General features: G+C 49.8%; 22 protein-coding genes and 1 tRNA gene. 22 read left to right on the top strand and 1 reads right to left on the bottom strand.

Annotation, left to right across the window (positions count from 1 at the left end; genetic code table 11):
• Position 1 precedes the first annotated feature (1 nt).
• The 20 genes from K9N57_05285 (at position 2) to folD (ending at position 21,100) form a co-directional block, all read left to right on the top strand.
• The gene (locus tag K9N57_05285; GenBank protein MCF7803582.1) at positions 2 to 694 is read left to right on the top strand and encodes a TrkA family potassium uptake protein; all 693 of its coding nucleotides are present in this window, start codon (positions 2 to 4) and stop codon (positions 692 to 694) included.
• Positions 695 to 2,857, top strand: a complete 2,163-nt coding sequence (locus K9N57_05290) for a T9SS type A sorting domain-containing protein (GenBank protein MCF7803583.1) — start codon at positions 695 to 697, stop codon at positions 2,855 to 2,857.
• A 267-nt stretch (positions 2,858 to 3,124) separates the two neighbouring features.
• Positions 3,125 to 4,210, top strand: a complete 1,086-nt coding sequence (gene rho, locus K9N57_05295) for a transcription termination factor Rho (protein ID MCF7803584.1) — start codon at positions 3,125 to 3,127, stop codon at positions 4,208 to 4,210.
• Positions 4,207 to 4,638: a hemerythrin domain-containing protein gene (locus tag K9N57_05300; GenBank protein ID MCF7803585.1), complete on the top strand. Its 432-nt coding sequence runs from the start codon at positions 4,207 to 4,209 to the stop codon at positions 4,636 to 4,638. Before rho ends, K9N57_05300 begins: the two co-directional genes overlap by 4 nt.
• Before the next feature lie 122 nt (positions 4,639 to 4,760).
• Positions 4,761 to 6,248 carry an aldehyde dehydrogenase family protein gene (locus K9N57_05305; GenBank protein MCF7803586.1) on the top strand — a complete coding sequence of 496 codons (1,488 nt, stop codon included), beginning with the start codon at positions 4,761 to 4,763 and terminating at the stop codon, positions 6,246 to 6,248.
• 146 nt (positions 6,249 to 6,394) lie between these two features.
• Entirely contained in the window at positions 6,395 to 7,714 is a 1,320-nt protein-coding gene (gene lat / locus K9N57_05310) for an L-lysine 6-transaminase (GenBank protein ID MCF7803587.1), read from the top strand.
• 80 nt (positions 7,715 to 7,794) lie between these two features.
• A complete protein-coding gene (gene rsmI, locus K9N57_05315; GenBank protein MCF7803588.1) occupies positions 7,795 to 8,472 on the top strand; it encodes a 16S rRNA (cytidine(1402)-2'-O)-methyltransferase in 678 nt (225 codons plus the stop codon).
• Positions 8,473 to 8,576: 104 nt separating this feature from the next.
• A complete protein-coding gene (gene tmk, locus K9N57_05320; GenBank protein MCF7803589.1) occupies positions 8,577 to 9,239 on the top strand; it encodes a dTMP kinase in 663 nt (220 codons plus the stop codon).
• Complete coding sequence (locus K9N57_05325) at positions 9,236 to 10,912, top strand: S41 family peptidase (protein MCF7803590.1); 1,677 nt, start codon at positions 9,236 to 9,238, stop codon at positions 10,910 to 10,912. Before tmk ends, K9N57_05325 begins: the two co-directional genes overlap by 4 nt.
• A gap of 79 nt (positions 10,913 to 10,991) precedes the next feature.
• Positions 10,992 to 11,066, top strand: a tRNA-Val gene (locus K9N57_05330).
• Positions 11,067 to 11,107: 41 nt separating this feature from the next.
• Complete coding sequence (gene thrS / locus K9N57_05335; protein ID MCF7803591.1) at positions 11,108 to 13,063, top strand: threonine--tRNA ligase; 1,956 nt, start codon at positions 11,108 to 11,110, stop codon at positions 13,061 to 13,063.
• A 5-nt stretch (positions 13,064 to 13,068) separates the two neighbouring features.
• Positions 13,069 to 13,584 (top strand): translation initiation factor IF-3, encoded by a 516-nt coding sequence (gene infC, locus K9N57_05340; GenBank protein ID MCF7803592.1) that lies wholly within the window; start codon positions 13,069 to 13,071, stop codon positions 13,582 to 13,584.
• A 26-nt stretch (positions 13,585 to 13,610) separates the two neighbouring features.
• Positions 13,611 to 13,805: a 50S ribosomal protein L35 gene (gene rpmI / locus K9N57_05345; protein ID MCF7803593.1), complete on the top strand. Its 195-nt coding sequence runs from the start codon at positions 13,611 to 13,613 to the stop codon at positions 13,803 to 13,805.
• Positions 13,806 to 13,817: 12 nt separating this feature from the next.
• On the top strand, positions 13,818 to 14,162 hold the full coding sequence (rplT, locus tag K9N57_05350) for a 50S ribosomal protein L20 (GenBank protein MCF7803594.1): 345 nt from the start codon (positions 13,818 to 13,820) through the stop codon (positions 14,160 to 14,162).
• A 12-nt stretch (positions 14,163 to 14,174) separates the two neighbouring features.
• Positions 14,175 to 15,194: a phenylalanine--tRNA ligase subunit alpha gene (gene pheS, locus K9N57_05355; GenBank protein MCF7803595.1), complete on the top strand. Its 1,020-nt coding sequence runs from the start codon at positions 14,175 to 14,177 to the stop codon at positions 15,192 to 15,194.
• Between the two features lie 255 nt (positions 15,195 to 15,449).
• A complete protein-coding gene (gene pheT / locus K9N57_05360; protein MCF7803596.1) occupies positions 15,450 to 17,843 on the top strand; it encodes a phenylalanine--tRNA ligase subunit beta in 2,394 nt (797 codons plus the stop codon).
• Positions 17,844 to 17,870: 27 nt separating this feature from the next.
• On the top strand, positions 17,871 to 18,080 hold the full coding sequence (locus K9N57_05365; protein MCF7803597.1) for a hypothetical protein: 210 nt from the start codon (positions 17,871 to 17,873) through the stop codon (positions 18,078 to 18,080).
• Between the two features lie 79 nt (positions 18,081 to 18,159).
• Complete coding sequence (locus K9N57_05370; GenBank protein ID MCF7803598.1) at positions 18,160 to 18,477, top strand: cell division protein ZapA; 318 nt, start codon at positions 18,160 to 18,162, stop codon at positions 18,475 to 18,477.
• Positions 18,478 to 18,638: 161 nt separating this feature from the next.
• A complete protein-coding gene (gene rny, locus K9N57_05375) occupies positions 18,639 to 20,189 on the top strand; it encodes a ribonuclease Y (protein MCF7803599.1) in 1,551 nt (516 codons plus the stop codon).
• A 29-nt stretch (positions 20,190 to 20,218) separates the two neighbouring features.
• A complete protein-coding gene (folD, locus tag K9N57_05380; GenBank protein ID MCF7803600.1) occupies positions 20,219 to 21,100 on the top strand; it encodes a bifunctional methylenetetrahydrofolate dehydrogenase/methenyltetrahydrofolate cyclohydrolase FolD in 882 nt (293 codons plus the stop codon).
• A 152-nt stretch (positions 21,101 to 21,252) separates the two neighbouring features.
• On the opposite strand, the gene K9N57_05385 is transcribed toward folD, so the two are convergent.
• Positions 21,253 to 23,520, bottom strand: a complete 2,268-nt coding sequence (locus tag K9N57_05385) for an aconitate hydratase (protein ID MCF7803601.1) — start codon at positions 23,518 to 23,520, stop codon at positions 21,253 to 21,255.
• Positions 23,521 to 23,785: 265 nt separating this feature from the next.
• Between K9N57_05385 and K9N57_05390 the strand changes: the two genes are divergently transcribed.
• Together K9N57_05390 and K9N57_05395 are read left to right on the top strand one after the other, a co-directional pair.
• Entirely contained in the window at positions 23,786 to 24,649 is an 864-nt protein-coding gene (locus tag K9N57_05390; protein ID MCF7803602.1) for a 1-acyl-sn-glycerol-3-phosphate acyltransferase, read from the top strand.
• A gap of 96 nt (positions 24,650 to 24,745) precedes the next feature.
• Entirely contained in the window at positions 24,746 to 25,150 is a 405-nt protein-coding gene (locus K9N57_05395) for a cupin domain-containing protein (protein ID MCF7803603.1), read from the top strand.
• Positions 25,151 to 25,173 lie beyond the last annotated feature (23 nt).

Genomic DNA, 25,173 nt, shown 5'->3' on the forward strand with positions numbered 1-25,173 from the left:
AATGAGTAAATTTGTAGTTATTGGTTTAGGTGTATTTGGACGACAGGTTGCGCTCACCCTGGCCCAGGAAGGAGCCGAGGTAATCGCAGTCGATTCAGACATGGAGCGTGTTGAGGAATTACACGATTATATTTCGTATTCGGTCAAACTGGATTCCACCGACCCGTCTGCCTTGCGTTCTCTGGGACTTCAGGATATGGACGCCGCAATTGTGGCTATCGGCGAAAATTTCGAGGCGAATTTATTGACGGCTGCATATTTAAAACAACTCGGTGTGGAAAAAGTCATCACCCGTGCCAGTAATCCGATCCACCGGAAAATTCTGGAGCAGATCGGGGCCGATGAGATTATCTCACCTGAAGATGAAGTCGGGAAAAAGACGGCGCATCGCTTGCTTCGGCCGAACCTGGTGGATTACTTGGAGCTTGGAGAAGACTATAACCTAATCCGTGTGGAGACCCCCAAAGATTTAGTAGGCAAAACCCTCGGCGAAATCGATTTTCGGAAAAATTATCACCTGAATATAGTCAGTATTCACAAGAGGGAGGTTACGGAACATGAGGATGGGGAGACCGTAAAGGAATCTATGCAAAACGCCGTACCAGACAGCCAGACCACTCTGGAGGAAGGGAATATTTTGGTAATTGCCGGGAAGGATAAGGATATTGAGCGTTTCACCGGGAAATTCCTGTAAATGAAGCAACTGCTGACGTTCGTGATTGGACTTGCATTATTGTTTACACCCCTACCATCTCTGGCAAATCAGTTAACCCTAATCAATCACGGATTATGCGGATTTCCCCAAACAAGTAAACCTGTAAGCAGTCCGGTTTTCGTTCGTCCGTTGGAGAAGCCATCCCTCGCCGCCGATACCACTTTCAATATTCGGAAAAACGTGGCAGAGCAATCGAACGAATTCATCGAAGACGTCGACTTTACCAAGGTATTTACCAGCGCGGATCTTGACATTTTCGTGGAGACGTCCGAATGGGAATCCTCACGAGTTATCTCGCAAACTATCGAGGACCTCCGAGGTGCCATGCTGGAAGAGACACCATCCGGATCAGTGTTCCCGGAGATGGGAATTTATGAGGGGGAGATCGAGCTGTTTGGTCAGCCCCCGGATATTGACGGGAACGGCAAGATAGTTATTCTGCTTATCGATGTCAGGGATAATTACAAACCGGGAGAGGGCGGCAATTTTATCGCGGGATATTTTGACCCGGCTGATCAGACGAATCAGTCCGGCAACCGGAGTGATATACTGTATATTGATACCAATCCGGGGTTGCAATCCGGAAACTTCCTCAACACCATGATGACGGCTGCCCATGAGATGCAGCATCTGATTCACTTTGCGTATGACCGGGATGAGGAACTGTGGGTAAACGAGGGACTTTCGGAAGTGACGGCCCACCTGTTTGGGTTGCCGGGGCGTAACTTTTCGCATTTTCTCGGATCGCCCTCCCGAAATTTAACCACGTTTGATCAGAGCATTGAGGATTATACGAAAGTTGGGCTTTGGACACTGTACCTGTATACTCAATACGGAACGAATGTACTCCGGCAAATCACCCATAATCCCGGGAACGGAACAGATGCGCTGGAATCGGTATTCAGTGCCAATGGGATCCCCGGGTTTAAACGTGTTTTTACTAACTGGTCCGTTGCCAATGTGGGGCACGCATACCTCGAACCGGCTGTCGCCGGTGATACCTACAAGTATGGTGGGTTTACTATTGGCCCGCCGGAGCCTGCGATGACTGTTTCCAATTTTCCGACGCCGGCCCAACGTGGAACCATTAAAGGGTACTCGGCGTCGTACATCCGGATAATCGGCGGTTCGGATGTCTCCGCCCAGGTGTTACCGCCTACGTCAATTCCATTGGACGTCACTAGTATGCTCTCCGATGGCAGTCAGTCCAATCTGGAGCAGGCTTTTAATGTGAATTCGAGCACAACCCAGCAGCTCAACAATTATAACGATTACGGAAACGCCTGGCTGGTTCTGACGAACCCGAGTCCGGCGGACAATTCCTCTTTTTCGGTGACATTTAACGGATCCGGCGGACAGATCGTCGAAACCCTGGATTACGCGGGCGGGCCGCCGAATTTCTATATTACGCTCCAGGGAGGAACCGCCGCCACGGATTTTTCATTTCCGTCTCCGGAGACTGAAATTATACAGGCGTCCGTGAACCTGCACAATACTCTGCCGGTGACATTGGAACTTCGGGATGAAAAACAAGGGAGCTTACTGGCTTCCAACCGACTGGACAGTCCATCCCGGGGCTGGAATACCTGGCAACTCGACTCCCTTAATATCAAGACGGATAAGGCGAGTTTGATAGTTGTTCCTGACCAGGATGCCGACTCGAATGGAGTAGGATACTCTGATACCCTTGGATTCTCCGGGAATAGTTATTATCGACCACAAAACAGTAATTCATTCTTTGCATTAGGTGATTTGAGGGTTGGCTCGGGAGAAAATGAAACCGAATTAGATGGCGACTGGAATATGCGGATGCAGATTAGTTATCCCGGCACCGGCTCCTATCCCACCGGTGATTCTTTGACACACAATCCATGGATCCTCTCCCATAATATACATGGGGAAACCGTTTTACTGGACGTCAAATCGGGTAGGCAGGGCGGACCGATCCGGATCGACGTGTTTAACATTCTTGGCCAGCACATAAAGACAATTGCCAATACAGAGCACCCACCCAACTATTTGGGAACGTATGCCTGGGACGCAGCGAATTCGAATGGAACACCTGTAACCAGCGGTATGTACTTTATGTTGGTCCAATTTAACGGTGAAAAGAAGGTGCGGAAAATTACCCTGCTTAAATGAAATCCTGTTCAATTTAGTTCGTGCATTTATATAAATTACCAATTATATTACTAAACTGTTGGGTAGAACAATCGAAAGAAATGTAAAAGGAGACGGACCCGTCAGGCGGAACTGCTAATTCGCGACGAACGCTTATTTTATTTTTGTCACGGTCTTTTAGGTATTTGGTTTTAACATCCAGTCTCACATCAACAATTTTTATCGGTTTTTTAACACTAAAGCAAGGAGAAAAATCCTTTGGGTAAGGAGTTTGAAGGTATTCTCGAAATGGAAGATCGGGGATATGGATTTATCAGGAAAAAGTCCCTCGATTGGCGGCGAACAAATGATGACATCTTTGTGGCGCCGAACATTATTTTGGACAACGAATTGCGCCAGGGTTGCCTGGTGGCAGGTGATACGGAGCCGGGACGCGAGAGTGGATTGCAGGTAAAGTCTGTCTCGGGAGTGAATGGCGTTTCCGTAAGTAAATGGAAGCAGATTACACGGTTTGGAAATGGTGTACCGATTTCGCCGGTTGAAAAGTTTCAACTGGAGCGGCATGGTGGTGATAAAACCGGCCGGATTATCGATGCGGTTGCTCCTATCGGTAAGGGACAGCGGTCACTCATCGTTGCACCGCCGAGGGGCGGGAAGACCGTGCTGCTGAAAAATATTGCACAATCCCTGGAGAAAAATCATAAGGAGTCGCACCTCATTGTGCTTCTGGTCGATGAGCGGCCAGAGGAGGTCACCGATATGGTGCGCTCGGTCAAAGGGGAAGTCTTTGCCAGTTCCAAGGATCAAAATGCACAGAATCACCTCCGCACAGCAGAACTCACCCTCGATTACGCCAAGCGCAGGGTTGAGATGGGCGACGATGTCGTCATGTTGGTCGATTCGCTTACCAGACTCGGACGGGCGGCCAATGCCAACCAAAAGAGCTCCGGACGGACCATGACCGGCGGTATTGACATCCGTGCGATGGAATTTCCCCGGGCCTTATTTGGCGCGGCTCGTAAAATCGAGGACGAGGGGTCCCTGACCATTGCGGCCACGGCACTTGTCGAGACGAACAGCCGCATGGACGATTACATTTTTGAGGAATTCAAGGGCACCGGTAACATGGAGTTAGTGCTGGACCGGACATTGGCCGAGCAGCGGATTTATCCTGCAGTGAATATTCTGGAATCCGGTACCAGGCAAGAGGAAAAATTGTTCGGAAAAATGACCAGCGCCCATCAGCGGCTTCGCCGGGAACTCAGCCGGTACAGCGCGCGTGAGGCTCTGGAAACCCTGTTGAATCTCATTGAAAAAACAAGTTCCAACGATGAGATGCTCCGGCAGTTTGACAGGCGCGCCAAAGTGTCGTGAAGCGTCACGACGCACTAGTAACGCTTTCTTCTGAACATCATACGGGATTGGTCTGGGCCAGAAGGCTGACCCAGCTCAGTGATTCCGAAGACACCCTCAATCCAGGCGAAGTTGCTCACGAGTTTCTCGATGTGTGGGACAGTGAAATCAACCCGCATTTCCGCAAAGAAGAAGATTTTCTCCTGCCGATATTCGCCGGTGAAGGCGATTATTCCGATGAATGTATCTGGGAGATGCTGCAGCAGCATATTATACTCCGCAGGGAAATCTGGCGTCTCAGACAGGCGCATTCTGTTGAAATCCTTGTCCGAATCGGAGAGCTACTGATGGAACATATTCGACATGAGGAGCGAATTGTCTTCCCATTTATTGAAGAACAATCTTCGAACGAAACCCTCCGGGAAATTAACGACGCACTGGAAGAATAACTCCGGAATTTTACCGGTTTCCCTAATCTAATCCGCTTGATTTTAGAGAGGGCTGTCTCTAATTTTTTCTTATCTCACTGAAGTAGTCACTTCAAAATTTAACGTGTATCAGGGGGGAGTTTATGGCCAAAGAATATCAGAATTTTATTTCCGGAGAGTGGTGTGATTCGTCATCCGGCGAGCGCTTTGAAAATCGTAATCCGGCGCGATGGAGTGAGGTCATTGGGACGTTCCCGCGTTCGACTCCTGAAGATGTAGACAGAGCTGTATTAGCAGCGCGCAAAGCATTTGATTCATGGAGAAAAACTCCGGCTCCTGTCCGCGGCGAAATTATGAAAAAGGCCGGCGACATCATGGTCGAGCGCAAGGAGGAAATTGCGCAGCTTATGACGCGGGAAATGGGCAAGGTGATTGATGAGACCCGCGGCGATACTCAGGAAGGAATCGATACGGCCTTTTATGCATTTGGTGAAGGCCGAAGACTCTTCGGTCGATCTGTACCGTCTGAACTCCCGAATAAAACTCAGTGGACAAGGAGACGAGCCATTGGCGTTGCAGGATTGATTACTCCGTGGAACTTTCCCATGGCGATACCGACCTGGAAAACCTTTCCCGCATTACTCTCTGGGAATACGGTAGTCTTTAAGCCCGCCAGCGATACGCCGGCGACCGCAACTTTGTTTGTCGAAATATTACTCGATGCCGGGGTCCCTCCGGAGGCGATTAATTTAGTCCATGGCGGCGGCTCAACCGTTGGGAATGCTATCGTCGAGCACGATGACGTAGATTTAATATCTTTTACCGGATCATCCGAGGTCGGCAGTATTATCAATAGCAAGGCCGGCGGAGGCTTGAAGCGCGTCTCACTTGAAATGGGGGGCAAAAATGCACAAATTGTGATGAACGACGCCAATCTTGATCTGGCACTGGATGGTGTATTATGGGGAGCATTCGGCACCACGGGGCAACGTTGTACTGCCACAAGTCGCCTGATTGTACAGGACGGTGTCCATGACGAATTTGTGGAAATGGTGATTGAAAAAGCCAAAAATTTGAAACTCGGTGACGGGTTGGACGAGTCCGTGGATGTTGGGCCTGTAATTAATGAGGGCGCGCGTGAAAAGATTCATAACTATGTACAAATTGGCCAGGACGAAGGCGCTGCGCTGCGGCTTGGCGGTGATATCGCTGACAAAGGTAGCCTGTCCGAAGGTTGGTTCTATCAACCCACGGTGTTTACCGATGTAACCCCTGGCATGCGTATCGAGCAGGAGGAGATTTTCGGTCCGGTGCTCAGCATTATCAAGGTAAAGTCTTTAGATGAAGCTATCGATGTGCTAAACGGAGTGGAATACGGGCTTTCCTCCAGTATCTACACCCAGGATGTAAACAGGGCATTTACCGCATTCGATGACATCCATTGCGGAATCACCTATGTCAACGGCCCGACAATTGGCGCAGAGTGCCATATGTCCTTCGGTGGGACTAAAAGCACCGGCAACGGGCATCGTGAAGGTGGCTGGGAAGTGTATGAGTTCTATACCGAAGCACAGACATGTTATGTAGACCATAGTGGTACTCTCCAACGCGCACAGATTGACAATCGGTAGAAAAAATGCTTCTAGCGACATTTATCATAGAAATCATCTGGTATCGTTGGCATTTTGGTATGACCTAGTCGATCCCGTGTACTGCAGTTATTCAATGTTCAGACAATTTCATTATTTAAAAACGGATAAACAGAAAGGGTGGAAGTATGTCCAGAACCGCGCCTGAAAAGGTTCATGAAGTCATTGGAAAGAATATGTTGGCCGATGGGCTGGAACCCATTGTCGATTTGGAAAAAAGCCACGGAAGCTGGGTACATGATCCTATCTCCGGACGAGATTACCTGGATCTCTTTTCTTGTTTTGCCAGTATGCCGGTGGGTTGGAATCATCCCAGGGTGGTTGCCCGCAAAGAGGAACTGGCGGCGGCCGCTGTTAACAAGCCGACGAATTCTGATATTTATTCCACACAGATGGCGGACTTCGTTGAGACATTCACAGATATAGCGAAGCCTGACTATTTTAAATATATGTTTTTTATTAGTGGTGGAGCACTGGCAGTAGAAAATGCCCTAAAGGCTTCTTTCGACTGGAAATACCAGAAGGAATTAGCCAAGGGAAATGAGATCGATCCCAATGCAATGAAGGTCCTCCATTTTGAGAAAGCCTTCCACGGCAGGACGGGTTACACGCTGTCGCTGACCAATACCGCCGATCCGAGGAAAACACAGTATTTTCCGAAATTCGACTGGCCCCGGGTTTCGACTCCGGCGGTAACGTTCCCGATCACTGCGGAGAACCTGTCCAATGCGCAGAAGCTTGAGAAGAAGGCAATCAATGAGATTAACGAATACCTGGAGAAATACCCGGATACGATTGCCGCGCTCATCATCGAACCCATCCAGGGTGAAGGTGGCGATAACCATTTCCGCGATGCATTCATGGTACAGCTCCGGGAAATCTGTGACGAGCACGATATCATGTTTGTGATGGATGAGGTGCAGTCAGGCGTCGGTATCACCGGTAAATTCTGGGCGCACGAGCACTTCTCGATAAATCCTGACATGATTGCCTTCGGGAAAAAGAGCCAGGTGTGCGGATTCATGAGCACCGATCGAATCGACGATGTTGAAAAGAATGTCTTCCATGAATCGAGTCGACTCAATTCGACGTGGGGGGGCAACATTGTGGATATGGTCCGCTTTATGATCTACCTGGAAATTATCCAGGAGGAAAATCTGGTCAGCCATGCTGAGCAGAAGGGGCACTATCTACAGGAAAAACTCCTGACACTGAAGGAGCAACATCCGGAGATGATTATTAATCCCAGAGGCAGGGGGTTGATGTGCGCGTTTGACCTTCCGGATTCCGAAACCCGGAATACGTTGATGCAAGCTATCTGGAAGGAAGGCGCACTAATTCTGGGCAGCGGAACCAAAACCATCAGGTTCCGGCCACACCTGAACGTCTCAACGGAGGAGATAGACCAGGGTATCGAAATTGTGAAGAAGGCGCTGACGGAGATATAACTCTGAGCTGATCTCTGCGAAACAATCGAACCCCGTCTGTTGGATAATGCAGGCGGGGTTTCGTATGTTATGGCACTCGAATGGATACCGGAAATCTTTATATCGTTGCAACACCTATTGGCAACCTGGCGGACATCACCTACCGGGCGGTGCGGATATTGTCTGAGGTTGCCTTAGTTGCTGCGGAGGACACCCGCGTCACCGGTCGGTTGCTGAATGAGTACGGGATTGAAACGAGAATGATAAGCTATCACGATCACAATAAAGAGGGAAAGACCCCACAATTAATCGAACGACTGCTGGCCGGTGATGATATTGCCATCGTCTCCGATGCCGGTACACCGGGGATCAGCGATCCGGCGTTTTACCTGGTACGGGAAGCGATCCGCAACAATATAAAATGCGTACCGATCCCGGGTCCTTCGGCCGGGATATCAGCGCTTGTGGCATCCGGCCTTCCGACCGATCGCTGGGTGTTTGAGGGATTTCTTCCAAAGAAGAAGGGGCGGCATACCCGGCTGCTGGAAATGGCAAAAGAATCCCGGACGATAGTGCTGTACGAATCGAAATATCGACTCGTGAAAACGCTGGAAGATATTCAGGAGTACTGGGGAGACCGCCAGGTGGTGGTCGGCCGGGAAATTACCAAAAAATTCGAGGAATTCGCCCGGGGGACCTGTTCGGAAATGACCGCCCATTTTAATGAGAATTCACCCCGTGGTGAATTTGTGATCATTGTGGAGGGTAACAGAGAGTGATCGGCCCTTTATTCTATGGGAATTATTCCACTCTCTTGGCTATATTTCATTTTATGTGGGACAGACTACTAACTCTGCATAGATATGAGTTGTAAATTGGCGCTATGAATAACCGGAATGTTAAAAATGGGCTCCTGGTTACCTTCGAGGGGATAGACGGTTCGGGTAAGTCCACCCAGGCGACAATGTTACTCCACCGCTTGACCAAAGAAGGGTATGACGCGTTATTGGTTCGGGAGCCTGGCGGCACGGACATCTCGGAAAAGATCAGGGACGTGCTCCTGGATATCCGGCATCAGAACATGGCGGACACGACCGAATTGTTACTGTATGCCGCCAGCCGGGCGCAGTTGGTTGCGGAAAAAATTGAGCCACACCTTGCCCGGAATGTAGTGGTGATCTGCGATCGGTATACGGATTCCACAATGGCCTACCAGGGATACGGGCGCCAGATCAACACAGAATTTATCCGGAATCTCAATGCATTGGCCACCCAGGAGATAATTCCGGATCTGACATTCATCATTGATGTGGAATTGGAGATAGCTAAAAACCGGCAGTCTAACGGTCCGACCGATCGATTGGAAATGGAGAAGGCGGAGTTCAAGAAGCGCGTTCGTGATGGCTATCGGCAAATTGCAAAAGACGAACCTGACCGGGCACACATTCTATCCGGGACTCGATCCATTGACGAGCTCCATTCGGATATCTGGACCTTGACCCAACAAAATATTCAATCACTCACAAAACAAAGAACAGAGTCATGAAAGATTTTTTTCGATATAGAAAACTACGAATAACCATCGCAGCATTGCTGCTGATCCTTGGTACGTCTTACTTCGCCTTTGCGGATTACTATGAGGACCTCAGCCGACAAATAAGACTGTTTACCGAATTGTACAAGGAACTGGTGGTGAATTACGTGGATCAGGTCAACCCGGAAGCGCTGGTGGAGGCCGGAATCACCGGGATGCTCGAGACACTGGACCCGTATACAGTCTATCTGGAAGAGGAGGATCAGCACAATATCCAGTCTCTGACCGAAGGGAAATACGGCGGAGTTGGCATCCGGTTAGGCGTGCGGCAGGATACATTAACGGTAATCGCCCCCATTGAAGGTAGTCCGGCGATGCGTGCCGGGATTCAGGCGGGAGATAAAATTGTCCAGATTGATACAGTCCGGACTGCCGAAATGCGGCTATCCAAAGCGGCGAACTATATGCGGGGTGAGCCGGGTACCAATGTGACGCTTACTATCCTCAGGCCTGGATTTGAGGAACGGATTCCCTTTGTGCTGGAGCGGGCAAGCATCGAAGTTCACGATCTGGCATATGCAGACTACATCGGCGAAGATATCGCGTATCTCCGTCTGACATCTTTCTCAAAGAATTCCGACAGCGAGCTGCGAAAGGCTTTTGAGGATCTCACAATCGAAAATTCCAGCGGGCTTATTCTTGACCTCCGGGGCAATCCAGGCGGACTGCTGACTTCGGCGCTGGATGTAGTTGAACTCTTTGTTGAGCCAGATGTGGATGTTTTATCCACGAAAGGCCGGACAGATAAATCAAATAATACTTTCACCACAAATCGGGAGGCAGTCGTCCCACAGGATCTTCCGATTGCCGTGCTGGTGGATCACGGTTCGGCATCCGCTAGTGAGATTGTCGCCGGGGTTCTTCAGGATCTCGACAGGGCGATCATCCTTGGGAAAAGCACCTTCGGAAAAGGGCTGGTACAGACCGTGGTGCCGCTGACCCGGGAATCAGCGATCAAAATTACTACCGCGAAATACTATATTCCGAGTGGACGGCTCATCCAAAAGCAGGATTATTTTAACGAAGACGTGATTGCTGAGCCGACCAGGGATGATAGTATATTCTACACACGGAACGACCGAAAAGTGTACGGTGGAGGAGGAATTACTCCCGACTTAACAGTCAAATCCGACACTATGCCGAGAGCAGTTCGTTCAATTGCGGCGGGGAACCATTTCTTCCATTTCTCAGTGTCATACCACAATAATCATCCGGACATAGCACCGTCCATGGAAGTCAGCGACTCAATATATACCGCTTTCCTGGATTATCTTGACCAAAAGGAATTTCAATACAGGACCGGCGCACATAAGCACTTTGAGCGGTTTGTTTCATCTCTGGACACCACCGAACTTGAGCGCCCGGATATTGCCGGAGCTGTAGAGACGTTCGAATCGCACTTTGCCTCGAAAGAGCATTGGAAAGACCGAAAGAGCAGCCGGGACTGGATCACCAGGATATTGACCAGAGAACTGGCACAGGTCTATGGCGGAACCAAGGCCAGAATCCGGGCTGATCTGGAACACGATAATACGCTGCAAACGGCCAGGCAGGTCCTGCGGGATCAGAGTGAATACAGAGCGCAGCTCGGATTTGCCGTCGCATCCACTAATGGCGGTGAATAAGCGGCTTTTCCGCTTGACATTCCAGGGGCTCAAGTGATAAATTCACTACGATTTGTCCGGACTACGGACAGGACTATGAGGGCGATTAGCTCAGCTGGTTCAGAGCACTAGCTCGACACGCTAGGGGTCACAGGTTCGAATCCTGTATCGCCCACACAGAATGCTAATTAAATGAGATGAAGAATTTCACACTAAATGAACGAAATCACAGTAACTCTCCCAGACGGCTCATCACACTCGTATCCCAAAGGTACCACTCCACTCGAAGTTGCCCGCTCAATTGGTGAGGGGCTTGCCAGGGCTGCGGTAGCAGCGAAAATTGATGGAAAACAGGTTGATATTACCCGTCCAATCGAAGACGATTGTTCCATAGAAATCATTACCATCGATTCGGATGAGGGGCATGAAGTGCTTTGGCACAGCACATCTCATTTAATGGCGCAGGCAGTGAAGCAGTTGTATCCCGAGGCACAGATCGCTATTGGCCCGCCGATTGAAAAGGGATTTTATTACGACATCGACGTGGACGATACCTTCTCCGACGAAGATCTGGAGAAAATTGAAGAGCGGATGATGGCCATCGCGAATGAAGATTACGAAGTGGAACGGGAAGAGAAGTCCATCGATGACCTTATCGATCTGTTCGACGAACGGAATGAACAGTACAAAATCGAGTTACTTAAGCAGATCCGGGATGAGGAAGGCGACAATTCGGCGTCCATCTACTGGCAGGGCGATTTTGTGGATCTCTGCCGCGGTCCACACGCACCATCCACCGGATGGATTAAGCATTTCAAACTGTTGAACGTGGCCGGAGCCTACTGGCGCGGTGATGAAAATAACCAGATGCTCCAGCGAATTTACGGAACCAGCTGGCCCACCGAGAAAGAACTGCAGAAGTATATCGAACAGTTGGAGGAGGCCAAAAAGCGGGATCACCGCAAACTGGGCAAAGAATTAGATTTGTTCAGCTTCCATAAGGAGTCTCCGGCATCTCCCTTTTTTCATCCCAAGGGCACCATAATTTATAACGGTCTTATCGAGCATATCCGGGAGATGTACCAAGAGCAGGATTACGATGAAGTAATCACTCCACAGATTCTGGATCTGGATCTTTGGCACCGATCCGGACACTACGAGAATTACAAGGAAAATATGTACTTCACCTCCCAGCTGGATGGCAAACAGCAGTACGCGGTGAAGCCAATGAACTGCCCGACCCATACCTTTATCTACGACTCGCAGAAGCGCTCTTACCGCGACCTGCCCATTCGTATAGCGGATTTCGGGCGCCTGCATCGCTATGAGCGTACCGGCGCCACCGGCGGGCTGACACGGGTCCGCTCCTTTGCCCAGGATGATGCGCACATCTTCTGCATGGTGGAGCAGATTCAGTCCGAAGTCGTTACCCTGGTCGAAGCAATTCTCCATACTTACGAATTGTTCGATTTTGACAGTGTGGAGATCGAATTATCCACCATGCCGGAAAAACATATTGGAGATGTGGAAACCTGGGAGCATGCCGAATCAATCCTGAAAGAGGCGTTAGAATCCCAGGGGTATGAGTATGATATTAACGAGGGCGATGGCGCCTTCTATGGGCCCAAGATTGATTTTATTGTAAAAGACGCGCTGGATCGGGATTGGCAACTTGGGACCGTGCAGCTGGACTTCATGATGCCGGAGCGATTCGATTTGACTTATACCGCATCCAGCGGTGATGAAGAGCGCCCGGTGATGGTACACCGCGCGATCCTGGGATCGCTGGAACGATTCATTGGAATTCTGTTAGAGCATACATATGGTGAATTGCCGCTCTGGCTGACGCCGTTGCAGTTCCAGATTATGCCGATTACTGATGATCACCATGAATACGCCCATGATCTGAAAAAGCAATTTACTGAAGCCGGTATCCGGGTGGAAGTTGACGATCGTAGCGAAAAGGTCGGGGCGAAAATTCGGGAATCGGAACTTCAGAAAGTCCCCTACATGGGCATTGTTGGAGACCGGGAAGTCGAAAACGGAACTATCTCTCTTCGGCAGCACACCGTCGGAGATCTGGGAGCGATTCCCATCAACGAAGTTATAAAAAGATTACAGCAGGAAATTCAGGAAAAACGTATGAGAGTTAATACAAAACAGGAGGATTAAACAATTTGAAGGACGAATTACGAGTTAATGAAGACATCAGAGTTCATAAGGTACGGCTCATCGATAATGAAGGTGAACAGCTCGGCATTGTGGACATCAAGGAAGCTCGTAACCTGGGGGAGGAACGCGGCTATGATCTGGTAGAGGTCGCGCCGAATGCTGACCCTCCGGTTGTCCGACTACTCGATTACGGAAAGTATCTGTACGAACAGAAGAAAAAGGAAAAAGAAGCGAAAAAGAAACAGCATACCATCGAGGTCAAGGAAGTCCGGTTCCGCCCTCAGATCGAGGAACATGACTTCCAGACGAAATTAAACCACATGCGGAAGTTCCTTGAAAACGGGAACAAGGTGAAGGTGACCGTCTTTTTCCGGGGCCGGGAAATGGAGTACCAGGAATTCGGCCGGGAACTGATGGATCGCGTCGTTGAGGAAACCGAAGATGTGGCCAAGGTTGACGGGAAGCCGAATATGGAAGGCCGGACGATGGTCATGTATTTAATGGGAGATCCTAATAATTAAGTAAACAAGAACAAGGGTGATTATTTATGCCAAAGATGAAAAGTAATCGCGGAGCAAAAAAACGGTTTAAGAAAACGGCCAAAGGTAAAGTAAAACGACATAGCGCCTATGCGGCTCATAAACTCTCCGGGAAAACTGCCGAACAAAAGCGGCGTCTCCGGAAGTCCAAGATCGTTGATAAGGCCGATGAAAAACGCGTTAAAAGAATGCTAGCAAATTAAGGATATTATTTAATGCCACGCTCGAATAGTTCAAGACCAAGAAAACACCGCCACAAAAAGGTTGTCCAACAAGCTAAAGGCTACTTTGGCGCCCGGTCGAAGCTGTATCGCACTGCCAAGGATGCAGTGGAAAAGGCCATGCTGTATTCCTACCGGGATCGACGTCAGAGAAAGCGGGAATTCCGGAGTCTCTGGATTACCCGGATCAACGCCGCAGCACGCCAGCACGGCATGAGTTATTCCAGGTTTATTCATGGATTAAAGGAAGCCAATATCGAACTGAACCGGAAAATGCTCGCCGATATCGCCGTGCGTGATCCCGAGGGATTCGAGGCGATCGTCAAAAAAGTGCAGTGACGCCTTCAAATCATGGCGTTAACTGACGATATTGACAATATTCGGGAAGAATTCTCCGAAGCGATCGAATCCGCCAGAGATGACCTGGAGGCGCTTGAGTCTCTCCGCATAAAATATCTCGGCAAAAAGGGTAAGGTTCAACAGCTCTTCAGCCTGATTGGTCAGGCCGACCCGGACGAACGTCCGAAAATCGGAAAATTAGTGAATGACCTGAAGGATGAGGTGACCTCCAAGCTGGAAGCGGCGAAGGAGGCTGCTGAGACCGCCAGAGAAGAAGAGGCGGCAGATATCGATGTCACGCTACCGGGGCATCAACCGTTTGTCGGACATAATCATCCACTCTCCCTTACAATCCGGGAAATGTCGGAGATCTTCAACTCCATGGGATTTATTACTATGGAAGGTCCGGAAGTTGAAACTGATTACTACAACTTCGAGGCGCTCAATATTCCCAAAGACCATCCTGCCAGGGATATGCAGGATACTTTCTACTTAGACGATGAGGTCGTCCTGCGGACCCATACTTCACCGGTACAGGTACGGGTAATGGAGAAGTACGATCCACCTGTCCGGATTATTGTCCCGGGGAGGACCTACCGGAACGAAGCCGTCAGTGCACGCAGCAATTGCCTGTTCTACCAGGTTGAAGGCCTTTATGTGGATGAAGGCGTCACTTTTGCCGATCTAAAGGGGACTTTAGAGGAATTCGTCCATCGGTTCTTTAGTGCATCGGCAACGGTACGGTTTCGACCGAGTTTCTTTCCGTTCACCGAGCCAAGTGTTGAAATGGATATTTCGTGCTTCATCTGTGGCGGAAGCGGTTGTCGTCTGTGTAAAAATGAGGGCTGGCTGGAAATCCTCGGTGCAGGGATGGTCGACCCCAATGTCTACCGTTACGTTGGCTATGATGCCGAAAAATACACTGGCTTTGCCTTCGGTATCGGCGTCGACAGGATTGCGCTGATGAAATACGGCATCAACGATATACGGTTGCTGTATGAGAGCGACTTACGACTCCTGCGACAATTTTAGAACTTCACAAATATTGAAAATCTATACCGCAAAGACGCAGAGGCCGCGAAGAAACCGCAAAGAACAACGGGAATGATAGATATTAGATAGTTTTGTCCCGGAAAGAGTTCCTTGAAGAACACTTAACCCCTGTTACTTGAGGATTCGAACAGTTTTTGTATGGATACTTTGACACAGGACAGAGTCCGACCGACAACGGGTTTTCAACAATAACACCTGAATACTTAAACACTATAACACTGTAGTTAGGAAACGATGCGCGTATCACTTGAATGGCTCCGGGAATACACTGATTTCGGCGATTCGGCAGAGGAACTCGCCAACCGACTCACCATGACCAGCCTGGAGTCGGTCGCTTTCCTGAAAAGGGGCGAATTTTTCCCGGAAATTACGGTCGGTGAAGTGAACAGTGTCGAGGACCATCCGGATGCGGACAAACTCCGGGTGTGCCTGGTGAATACCGGCAAGAATGACCTGGTACAAATTATTTGCGGAGCCCCGAATGTTGCCTCTGGACAAAAGGTCCCGATAATTCACCCGGGAACCGAACTCCCGGACGGCAATAAGATTGAGTCAGTAAAGATACGCGGCGTTCAGTCGCACGGAATGATCCCCTCGGAACGGGAACTGGGTCTTAGTGATTCGCATGCCGGCATTCTGGTCCTGCGGGATGATGCCGCCATTGGGAGTAACTTCTGGGATTACCTGGAAGATTATTGGCAGGGGCTGGATATTGAAATTACACCGAACCGTCCGGACGGTATGAGTCATATCGGTATTGCCCGGGAAATCAGCACAATTAATGAAACGTCACTAAATATCCCGGAAATAAATATCGACGAAGGGGAAGAATCTGTTGAGGATGCGGCGAAAGTGATTATCCACAATGCAGCAGGATGTCCCCGATATGCGGCGCGGGTGGTGAAAAATGTAGAAATTGGACCATCACCGCTCTGGCTGCAGCAGCGACTCAGAGCTGTCGGACTGCGGCCAATTAACAATGTAGTCGATGCCTCGAATTACGTACTGATGGAAACCGGCCATCCGCTGCATACCTTTGACTACGATAAACTCGCTGACGGTACTATTGAAGTGCGCTCTGCCAGTGATGGCGAAAAATTTACCACCCTCGACGGGAAAGAACGGGAACTGACTGACGAAATCTTGCTGATTTGTGACGCGGAAGATCCAGTGGCCATTGCCGGGATTATGGGGGGAGAGAACTCCGAAGTTACTGAAGACTCAACCAATATTCTTATTGAGAGTGCCTATTTCGATCCCGGGACGATTCGCCGGGGTTCGAAATACCTGGGTTTGTCCACGGAAGCCAGCAAACGGTTTGAGCGGGGCGCCGATCCTGAGGGCGTGCTGTACGCACTGAACCGGTTGACGGCGATGATTCAGCACCTGGCCGGCGGCGATGTTGCTGCGGGTGTCCTGGACGAATATCCGAAGAAAATTGCGCCAATCACCGTAGATTTGCGGGTAGACAGGGTTGAACAGGTTATCGGTACCCGCATCCCGGAGGAGGAAATCAGACGCATTTTGACTTCTCTGGAATTTACCATTACCGAATCCAGGGATGGTGTGCTCACCGTTAAGGCCCCGACTTTCCGACCGGACATCGAACGGGAAATTGACCTGATTGAAGAGGTGCTGCGCATCTACGGAACGGAAAACGTGCCGTCCCCTGAAGGCTTTCAGATCCATTCGCAGGCGCCCGAGGCCAGAGATGATACCGTTCGCAATACCCTGACTCCGCTGTGGCAGGGATTCGGGTTTAACGAAACGTATTCTTACAGTCTCGTCAACAAGGAGTATTGCTATCCGAAGGTGACCGGAAAATCGCCGGTCCGGCTCAGGAATCCGTTGAGCGAAGAGTTGGCGTACCTCCGTACGACGCTGCTACCCGTGCTCGTTGAAGGTGTAAAACGCAACGTCAACCGAAAGGAAACCGATGTTCGGCTTTTCGAATTCGGAAGGGTGTTCGATGGTAATCCAAAACAGGAATCAGGTGTTGAGGAATCCGAACATTTTGCCGCTGTTGCATCCGGGAATACGATGCCTGAATCATGGACCAGAGAGCAGAAAAAAATTGATTTCTATGGGTTCAAGGGATATATTGAAGCAACGCTCGAAGTGCTTGGGCTAAGTTATATATCTTATAAACATTTAAATACAGCTCTTTTTAAACCAGGATTTGCGGTAATGCGCAACGGAAGCGTCATCGGACAGGGTGGGGAATTCAACTCTGCACTGCTGGAGAATTTCGAGATTGATGTTTCGGTGTTTGGCGTGGAGTTGAACCTTGACACGATGGCAACGGAAATTGACACCGACGCCCATTACCAGGCTCCCTCTCCATATCCTTCGGTAGAACGGGACTTAAGTTTTGTTGTTGATGATGACTTGAACGCCGCTGATTTAACCCGGGTCATCCAGGAATCCGGTGGCCCGCTGCTTCACAATATTACACTCTACGATGTCTATGCAGGGGAACAGATTCCGGACGAGAAAAAATCGCTGACATATGCGCTAAAATTTCTATCCGTGGATAAAACCCTCACCGAAGAGGAAGTCGACAAACTCGTAGAGACCATACTTGTAAATGCGCAAAATGAAGTCAATGCGCAACTTCGGGATCAATAACTTCAACCAAACCGGTTACGTAATACAGTGCAGACAACTTCATCTATGGATATGCTGGAAACAAAGATTGATCAGCTTGTAGAGACTGTCGAAGAGCTCCACGAAGAAAATTCTGCGCTGAAAGATGAGATTAACACTCTTAAACTGAAAGATAAGGATGAAAATATGAATACTGTGAAACGTGAAATTATCCGAACGAAAATCCAGAATATGTTAAACGTACTTAACGGGATGTAACGGTCAAAACCAGAATGTTACTACCCCAAATAATGATTACTGACTTTATAAAACCTCAGAGTACAGTGCCTGAAAATCTATGAACCAAGACGATAATCTCGTTCATCTGAAAATTTTTGGAGAGGAGTATACGGTAAAGAGTAAAGCAGATGAAGACTATCTGCAAACGGTAGCATCCTATGTCGATCGGCATATGCGGGAAATTTCGGAAAATCTACCGGCGAGCCAGCCGATGCTGCGCATAGCCATCCTTGCCGCCATGAATATCAGTGATGAAGTCTTTGAAATGCGAGAGCAACTCGACAAACTGGAACAGGCACACGAGTCGAAAGCGAAAGAATTGACATCGAAAATAGATGAGGTTTTAACAAAGTATACAGAACAGCAAACTGCCTGAACGTTCTCATGTGATATATTCGGCAGTCTGACAGCAGACATTATTGGAACTAACCGCGATCCTTGCGGGAAATTCATTTTTGGGGCAGCAAAAGCCGGCAACGGCGTATGAATTTCTCACAAGGATTTTTTTATTTACTGATCGAAAGGAGATATTGAGCCATGACAATCCCAATCTGGATAGCAGCGGCGATCGTTGGTCTCGTGATCGGCGTTGCTATCTCACTGGTTATACAAAACCTGCGAATGAAAAAAGCCAATGCCGATGCTGACAGCATCATCCAGGAAGCCGTCCGTGAAGCCGATACGCTGACCAAGGAACGTATGCTGGAAACCAAGGAAGAAATCCAGCAAATGCGTCAGGAGGCCGAAGAGGAATCCAAGAAGAAGATGCAGTCTCTTCAGGAGGAAGAAAAGAAGCTGAACCAGCGGGAGATGTCCATCGAGCGAAAAGCCGATCTGGTGGAGAAGAGGGAAGAAGAACTAAAGCGGATGGATAAAAGCCTGGATGAGCGCATTCAGCGGGTCAACAAGAAAGATGAGCAGTTATCACAAATTATCGAGGAGCAGAATCAACGCCTGAAAGCAATCGCCAATATGTCCAGTGAAGAAGCCGTCGAGGAGCTCAAGGAAAACCTGCTTGAGAAGGCCAGAGAAGAGGCCAGCCATGAGATGAAGCGTATCCAGGACGAGGCGGTCCGGAATGCACGGAAAGAAGCATCCAAGGTGGTTGTCTCGGCGATTCAACGCTCTGCCGCCGATCATACGGCAGAAACGACGGTGTCAGTCATAAATCTGCCCAATGATAATATGAAGGGACGTATTATCGGTCGCGAAGGACGCAATATTCGTCACTTCGAATCACTTACTGGCGTGGAACTCATTGTGGACGACACCCCGGAAGCCGTGGTGTTGAGTAGCTTTGACCCCATCCGAAGGGAAAAGGCGCGAATTGCGCTGGAGGCACTCATCGCCGATGGGCGGATTCATCCGTCCCGCATCGAGGAAATGTACGAAAAGGCCACGGAACAGGTGGATGACTCCATTATGGAAGCCGCTGAGGAGGCGGTCTCCGAACTCGGACTGTCACCGATTCCTTCCGAAATGATGCGCCTGGTCGGAAAGCTGAAATACCGTACCAGTTATGGTCAAAACATCCTGAAACACTGTATCGAGGTGGGATGGCTTACCGGGCTGATGGCTGCGGAACTTGGGTTTGACGGTGAAATCGCCAAGCGCGCCGGATTCCTGCACGATATCGGTAAGGCCGTGGACAGGGATACGTCCGGAACGCACGCCCTCATTGGTGCTGATATCGCCAAAAAATTCGATGAACCCGAGATAGTTGTCAATGCAATTGCGTCCCACCATGAGGAAGTGGAAATGACCCACTCCATCTCTGCGCTGGTGCAGGCTGCGGATACAGCCTCTGGATCGCGTAGGGGCGCCCGTGGTGATACCCTGGAGAGCTATATCAAGCGACTGGAAAAGTTAGAGGAAATCGCAGAGAACTTTTCCGGCGTGTCCAATTCCTACGCCATCCAGGCAGGCCGGGAAGTTCGTGTGATGGTGGAACCGGAAGAGATCAACGATGGCGCCGCAGATATCCTTGCCAAAGACATCTCCGGGAAGATACAGGATGAAATGAATTATCCCGGACAGGTCAAAGTGGTGATTATCCGCGAATATCGTGCGGTGAATTACGCCAGATAAGAACATTGTAAAAACGAAAGGACAGTTGCGTGGCACAAGCCGAAATTATCGACGGAAAAGAGGTTGCAGCAGCAACCCAGACTGAGATAACCAAACGCATCGAGAACCTAAAGTCGCAGGGTGTGGAGCCCGGTCTCACGGTGATTATCGTCGGAGAGGATCCGGCGTCGCAAGTGTATGTTCGAATGAAGGCGCGCGACTGCCGGAAGGTTGGTATTGCGGAGAATACCATCGAACTACCGGAAGACACACCGGAGAAGGAACTGTTGGATCTCATCGACAAGCTGAACCGGAATCCGGAATGCCACGGGATCCTGGTGCAGATGCCGGTACCCGACCAGATCAATTCCGACACGATCATCCAGGCCATCGATCCGGCCAAAGATGTGGATGGTTTGCACCCTGAGAACGTCGGGAAGCTCGTCAACGGGCTGGAGGGGTTTATTCCGTGTACGCCGTTTGGCGTGCTGAAGATGCTGGAGTATTATGACATCGAAACCGATGGTAGAGACGCGGTGGTTGTGGGGCGGAGTAAATTGGTAGGCAAACCGATAGCAAACTTACTATACCAAAAGAACGATACGGGTAATGCAACTGTAACAATCTGCCACACCCATACCCAAGATCTTGCACAGTTTACCCGCCGCGCGGATATATTGGTAGTCGCCGCCGGCGCACCAAACAGTATTACCGCCGATATGATTAAACCGCACGCGACTGTCATCGATGTCGGTATCAGCCGGGTTGACGCACCGGACACAGAAAAGGGCTATAAACTTGTAGGTGATGTGGATTTTGAAAATGCCCAAAAGGTCGCAGGATACATTACGCCGGTACCGGGCGGCGTCGGCCCTATGACGCGGACTATGTTACTGCATAATACGGTGCGCGCGGCGGAACGAACGCTTTAAGACTGGATTAAAAAATAATACCCCGGGCTGAAGCCCGGGGCAATTCATATTTCATATTTTGAATAGCCCCGCTATGGCGGGGGATAAAAAAGCGCTGCTAGCCGCAATGGCTGGCAGCGCTCTACATATTCCAATGTGTACTATTTTTTTCCTTACGAGTTCTCCCGAATGTAATTTAACGCAGAGCCCGCATAAAACCACTGAATCTGCTGCTCGCTCAGGGTGTGGGATCCGGTGAATTCGTCGGAAGTACCGTCTTCATGCTCGACGCGGACGGTGACCGGCTTATTCGGTGCCAGTTCGTCCAGGTTCAGAATCGTCAGGCGATCCTTTTCCTGCAGCAAATCGTAACTGGATTTATCGTCGAACCATAGCGGCAGAATGCCCTGTTTCTTCAGATTCGTTTCGGCGATCCGGGCAAAACTCTTCGCAATGACTGCACGGCAGCCGAGATGACGCGGCTCCATAGCGGCGTGTTCACGGCTGCTGCCTTCGCCGTAATTCTCGTCACCGATAGCCACCCAGCCGAGGCCGTTTTTTTTGTACGAACGAGCGACGTCACTGTACGCTACTTCCCGTTCGCCTGTGACCTGGTTCAGGCCGACACCTGTTTCTTTGGTAAACGCGTTCACAGCGCCGATGAACAGGTTGTTGCTGATGTTGTCCAGGTGTCCGCGAAATCGCAGCCAGCGGCCGGCAGGAGAGATGTGGTCTGTCGTACATTTTCCGTGTGCTTTCACCAGAATGGCCAAATCTTCAAAGTCATCAGGAAGTTCCCACTTGGAGAACGGTTCCAGCAGCGCAATCCGATCGCTCTCTTCATCTACAATCACCTCTACGTCCTGGGCTTCATCAGCTGGCGGGATAAATCCGGCATCTTCGGACTTGAAGCCCTGACTGGGCAGCTCTTCGCCGACCGGTGGGTTGAATTTAACCATTTGTCCGTCTTCGCCTTCCAGTTCATCCGCCAGCGGATTAAAGTGCAGGTCGCCGCCGAATGCCATAGCCACAACAATCTCCGGGCTTCCAATGAAGGAATGGGTTGAGGCGGACCCGTCATTCCTGCCCTTGAAATTCCGGTTAAAGGAGGTGACGATGGTATTTGGTTCGTCATCTTCGACGTCGTCACGCTTCCACTGACCGATACACGGGCCGCAGGCGTTTGCCAGGACAGTTCCGCCAACCTTCTCAAAATCTTCCAGGATACCGTCACGCTTGATTGTTTCATAGATACGCTCGGAACCCGGTGTTACCATGAAGCCGGACTTGGTTTTGAGTCCGTGTTCTGCCGCCTGGCGGGCGATAGTTGCCGCGCGCGTGAGATCCTCATACGAGGAGTTCGTGCAGCTCCCGATGAGTGCCTGACGAATTTCAGAGGGGTAGTTATTTTCATCAGTATCTTTCCCCATTTCAGAAATAGGACGCGCCAGATCCGGTGTATGCGGGCCAACAATATGCGGCTCCAGATTGTCGAGATCGATTTCATAGATTTCGTCATAATACTCTTCAGGATTACGTTCTACATCTTCATCGGGGCGGAGAAATTCCTCGTACTGTTTTGCCAGATCCGCAACATCTCCACGCTCTGTGGCATTCAGATATTTGACCATTTTTTCATCGAACGGGAAGATGGAGGTTGTGGCTCCGACTTCGGCGCCCATGTTTGTGATGGTGCCTTTACCGGTAGCGCTGAGTGACCTGGTCCCTTCGCCGAAATACTCGACTATTTTACCAGTACCGCCCTTTACGGTCAGCAGATCTGCTACCTTCAGAATCACATCTTTGGGGGCAGTCCATCCGCTTAGTTCGCCCTTGAGATGAATGCCGACGAGTTTAGGCATTCTAAGCAACCACGGCTCGCCGACCATGACATCCACGGCATCGGCGCCACCGACACCGATGGCAATCATTCCCAGTCCGCCGGCGTTGGGAGTATGGCTATCGGTGCCGATCATCATAGTACCGGGCGCCGCATAATTTTCGAAGACTACCTGATGGATAATGCCAGCGCCGGGCTCCCAGAATCCGATTCCGTATTTTTTGGACGAAGAGCGGAGGAATTTGTAGACTTCGTTATTTTCATGAATGGCGTGTTTGAGATCTTCGCCAGCGCCTTCATACGCTTGGATCAGGTGATCACAGTGGACGGTGGTGGGTACAGCCACGGTATCGCGTCCCGCCAACATAAACTGAAGGATCGCCATCTGAGCGGTGGCATCCTGCATGGCGACCCGGTCCGGATAAAAATAGATATCCGCTTCGCCGCGTTTATCCAATGGTGTATTCTCGAAGTCGGCCATGTGTGAGAATAAAATTTTCTCAGCAAGTGTGATTGAACGTCCCAACCGTTCACGGGCAGATTTGTGCACCGCATCCAGCGAACTGTATAGTTTTTCAATGGGTTCTAAATCGATAAGCATTGCATCGACTCCTTTAGTATTATTTTATCAATGTCATCACAGAAAAATTCATCGTTTAATTTACGGCATCCGGACTCAATCCGAAAGGAGCAGTTCGGGGATAATGAGATCTCATTTCATATCTGAAAAAATAATCACACCCCAGACCACAAAGGACCGACCTCACCCCAAACCCCTCTCCTTATTAAGGAGCCTGTCCCGAGTGGTCGGGAAGGGGCCGAGGGTGAGATTGGTATTAATTCTCCATTAACAATGTCCGGCGTTTATGATAAATTATCAAAATTTGACGGTTTTTAATGGAAGCCCGAAAGGTGGAACCACAATAAACAGTTTTGATCCATACACAAGTATCGACAAATATATAACACCTCCGAATGCGGGGAAGCCCATATCGAGGCTCCTGCCGGGAGCCAGTTTTTATTCCAAACTACTCTGGGTAGTGATTAAAAGCGGACTAAGGGCGAAATATGGTACGTATTCGGGTACAGACTGGGTGAATAACAGTGCGGAAGTATTCCGGTATCTCGAATCATCCGGCATACAATATCAACTGGAAGGGTTGAATAATATTTCGGCTACTGATGACCCGGTGGTGTTCATCGGTAACCATATGAGCACGCTGGAGACCATGGTACTCCCGTGTCTGATACAGCCACGTAAGGAGACGACATTTGTAGTGAAGCAAGAGTTACTGGAGTATCCGTTTTTTAAGCACGTGCTTGGCGCCAGGGAACCGCTGGAGGTTGGGAGAGAAAAGCCCAGAGAAGATCTGAGAATTGTACTCCGCCAGGGGAAACAGAAACTTACCGATGGAAGATCCGTCATCATTTTTCCACAGCGGACCCGGAGTAGCCATTTTAAGCCGAAGGAGTTTAATTCACTGGGAGTGAAACTGGCGGAGCGAAGCGGTGTGCCGTTTATCCCGGTAGCGCTGGTTACGGATGCCTGGGGTAATGGGAAACTGCTCAAAGATGTCGGGAAAATCCAGCCGCAGAAGACGGTGCATTTCGCATTTGGCGAGCCAAGAGCGGTCTCTGGAAACACAACGGAATCACATCGGGAAGTTTTGGAATTTATTCGAAACAAACTGAACGAATGGGGCAGGGAGGATTGCCTGCCCTCAGACTGATAAGGCATCACCTTGAGACTGTCGTCCCGGAATGGATAAGGGTAAACTCTACTGCAGGTCGCTTCGGAGACGCCTATTTTTCTTTAAATTCGTAAAATAAGCAGGTCAACATATCTTTCGACTGAAAGGAGTAAAAAATTGTCCGTGAAATCCAGCGATACGGTTAAGAAGCAGAAGATAGACGCCGGCCAGGGCACTACGAAACAGGTGTTAATCGATGGTGACGAAGCACCCAATTTCGCATTGCGCCGGTTTGAGATTGAACCGGGTGGCGGGATGCCATTGCATACCAATAAAGTTGAACATGAGCAGTATGTGTTAGGCGGGAAGGCGCACATCCGCATTGGTGACAGAGAATATGACGTGGGCAAGGACGACGTGATCTACATCCCCGCCGGAGTACCGCATTCGTACGATTCCACCGGCGACGAGCCGTTCGTGTTCCTCTGTGTGGTACCGAACAAAGAAGACCGCATCGAAATCGTAGAAGCGGACGATTGAGTAAATTTTCCCGTTTTTTCTCC

It is taken from the genome of Candidatus Neomarinimicrobiota bacterium, from assembly GCA_021734025.1.
Lineage (GTDB): Bacteria > Fidelibacterota > JAANXI01 > JAANXI01 > JAANXI01 > JAANXI01.

Excerpts from the sequence above, each read along its gene's own strand:
- rho (MCF7803584.1), top strand. The coding sequence starts at position 3,125 with ATGGAAGATCGGGGATATGGATTTATCAGGAAAAAGTCCCTCGATTGG.
- K9N57_05385 (MCF7803601.1), bottom strand. The coding sequence starts at position 23,520 with ATGCTTATCGATTTAGAACCCATTGAAAAACTATACAGTTCGCTGGAT.
- K9N57_05325 (MCF7803590.1), top strand. The coding sequence starts at position 9,236 with ATGAAAGATTTTTTTCGATATAGAAAACTACGAATAACCATCGCAGCA.
- lat (MCF7803587.1), top strand. The coding sequence starts at position 6,395 with ATGTCCAGAACCGCGCCTGAAAAGGTTCATGAAGTCATTGGAAAGAAT.
- K9N57_05305 (MCF7803586.1), top strand. The coding sequence starts at position 4,761 with ATGGCCAAAGAATATCAGAATTTTATTTCCGGAGAGTGGTGTGATTCG.
- K9N57_05285 (MCF7803582.1), top strand. The coding sequence starts at position 2 with ATGAGTAAATTTGTAGTTATTGGTTTAGGTGTATTTGGACGACAGGTT.
- tmk (MCF7803589.1), top strand. The coding sequence starts at position 8,577 with ATGAATAACCGGAATGTTAAAAATGGGCTCCTGGTTACCTTCGAGGGG.
- rsmI (MCF7803588.1), top strand. The coding sequence starts at position 7,795 with ATGGATACCGGAAATCTTTATATCGTTGCAACACCTATTGGCAACCTG.
- K9N57_05390 (MCF7803602.1), top strand. The coding sequence starts at position 23,786 with ATGATAAATTATCAAAATTTGACGGTTTTTAATGGAAGCCCGAAAGGT.
- K9N57_05290 (MCF7803583.1), top strand. The coding sequence starts at position 695 with ATGAAGCAACTGCTGACGTTCGTGATTGGACTTGCATTATTGTTTACA.
- rpmI (MCF7803593.1), top strand. The coding sequence starts at position 13,611 with ATGCCAAAGATGAAAAGTAATCGCGGAGCAAAAAAACGGTTTAAGAAA.
- pheT (MCF7803596.1), top strand. The coding sequence starts at position 15,450 with ATGCGCGTATCACTTGAATGGCTCCGGGAATACACTGATTTCGGCGAT.
- rny (MCF7803599.1), top strand. The coding sequence starts at position 18,639 with ATGACAATCCCAATCTGGATAGCAGCGGCGATCGTTGGTCTCGTGATC.
- pheS (MCF7803595.1), top strand. The coding sequence starts at position 14,175 with ATGGCGTTAACTGACGATATTGACAATATTCGGGAAGAATTCTCCGAA.
- K9N57_05370 (MCF7803598.1), top strand. The coding sequence starts at position 18,160 with ATGAACCAAGACGATAATCTCGTTCATCTGAAAATTTTTGGAGAGGAG.
- rplT (MCF7803594.1), top strand. The coding sequence starts at position 13,818 with ATGCCACGCTCGAATAGTTCAAGACCAAGAAAACACCGCCACAAAAAG.
- thrS (MCF7803591.1), top strand. The coding sequence starts at position 11,108 with ATGAACGAAATCACAGTAACTCTCCCAGACGGCTCATCACACTCGTAT.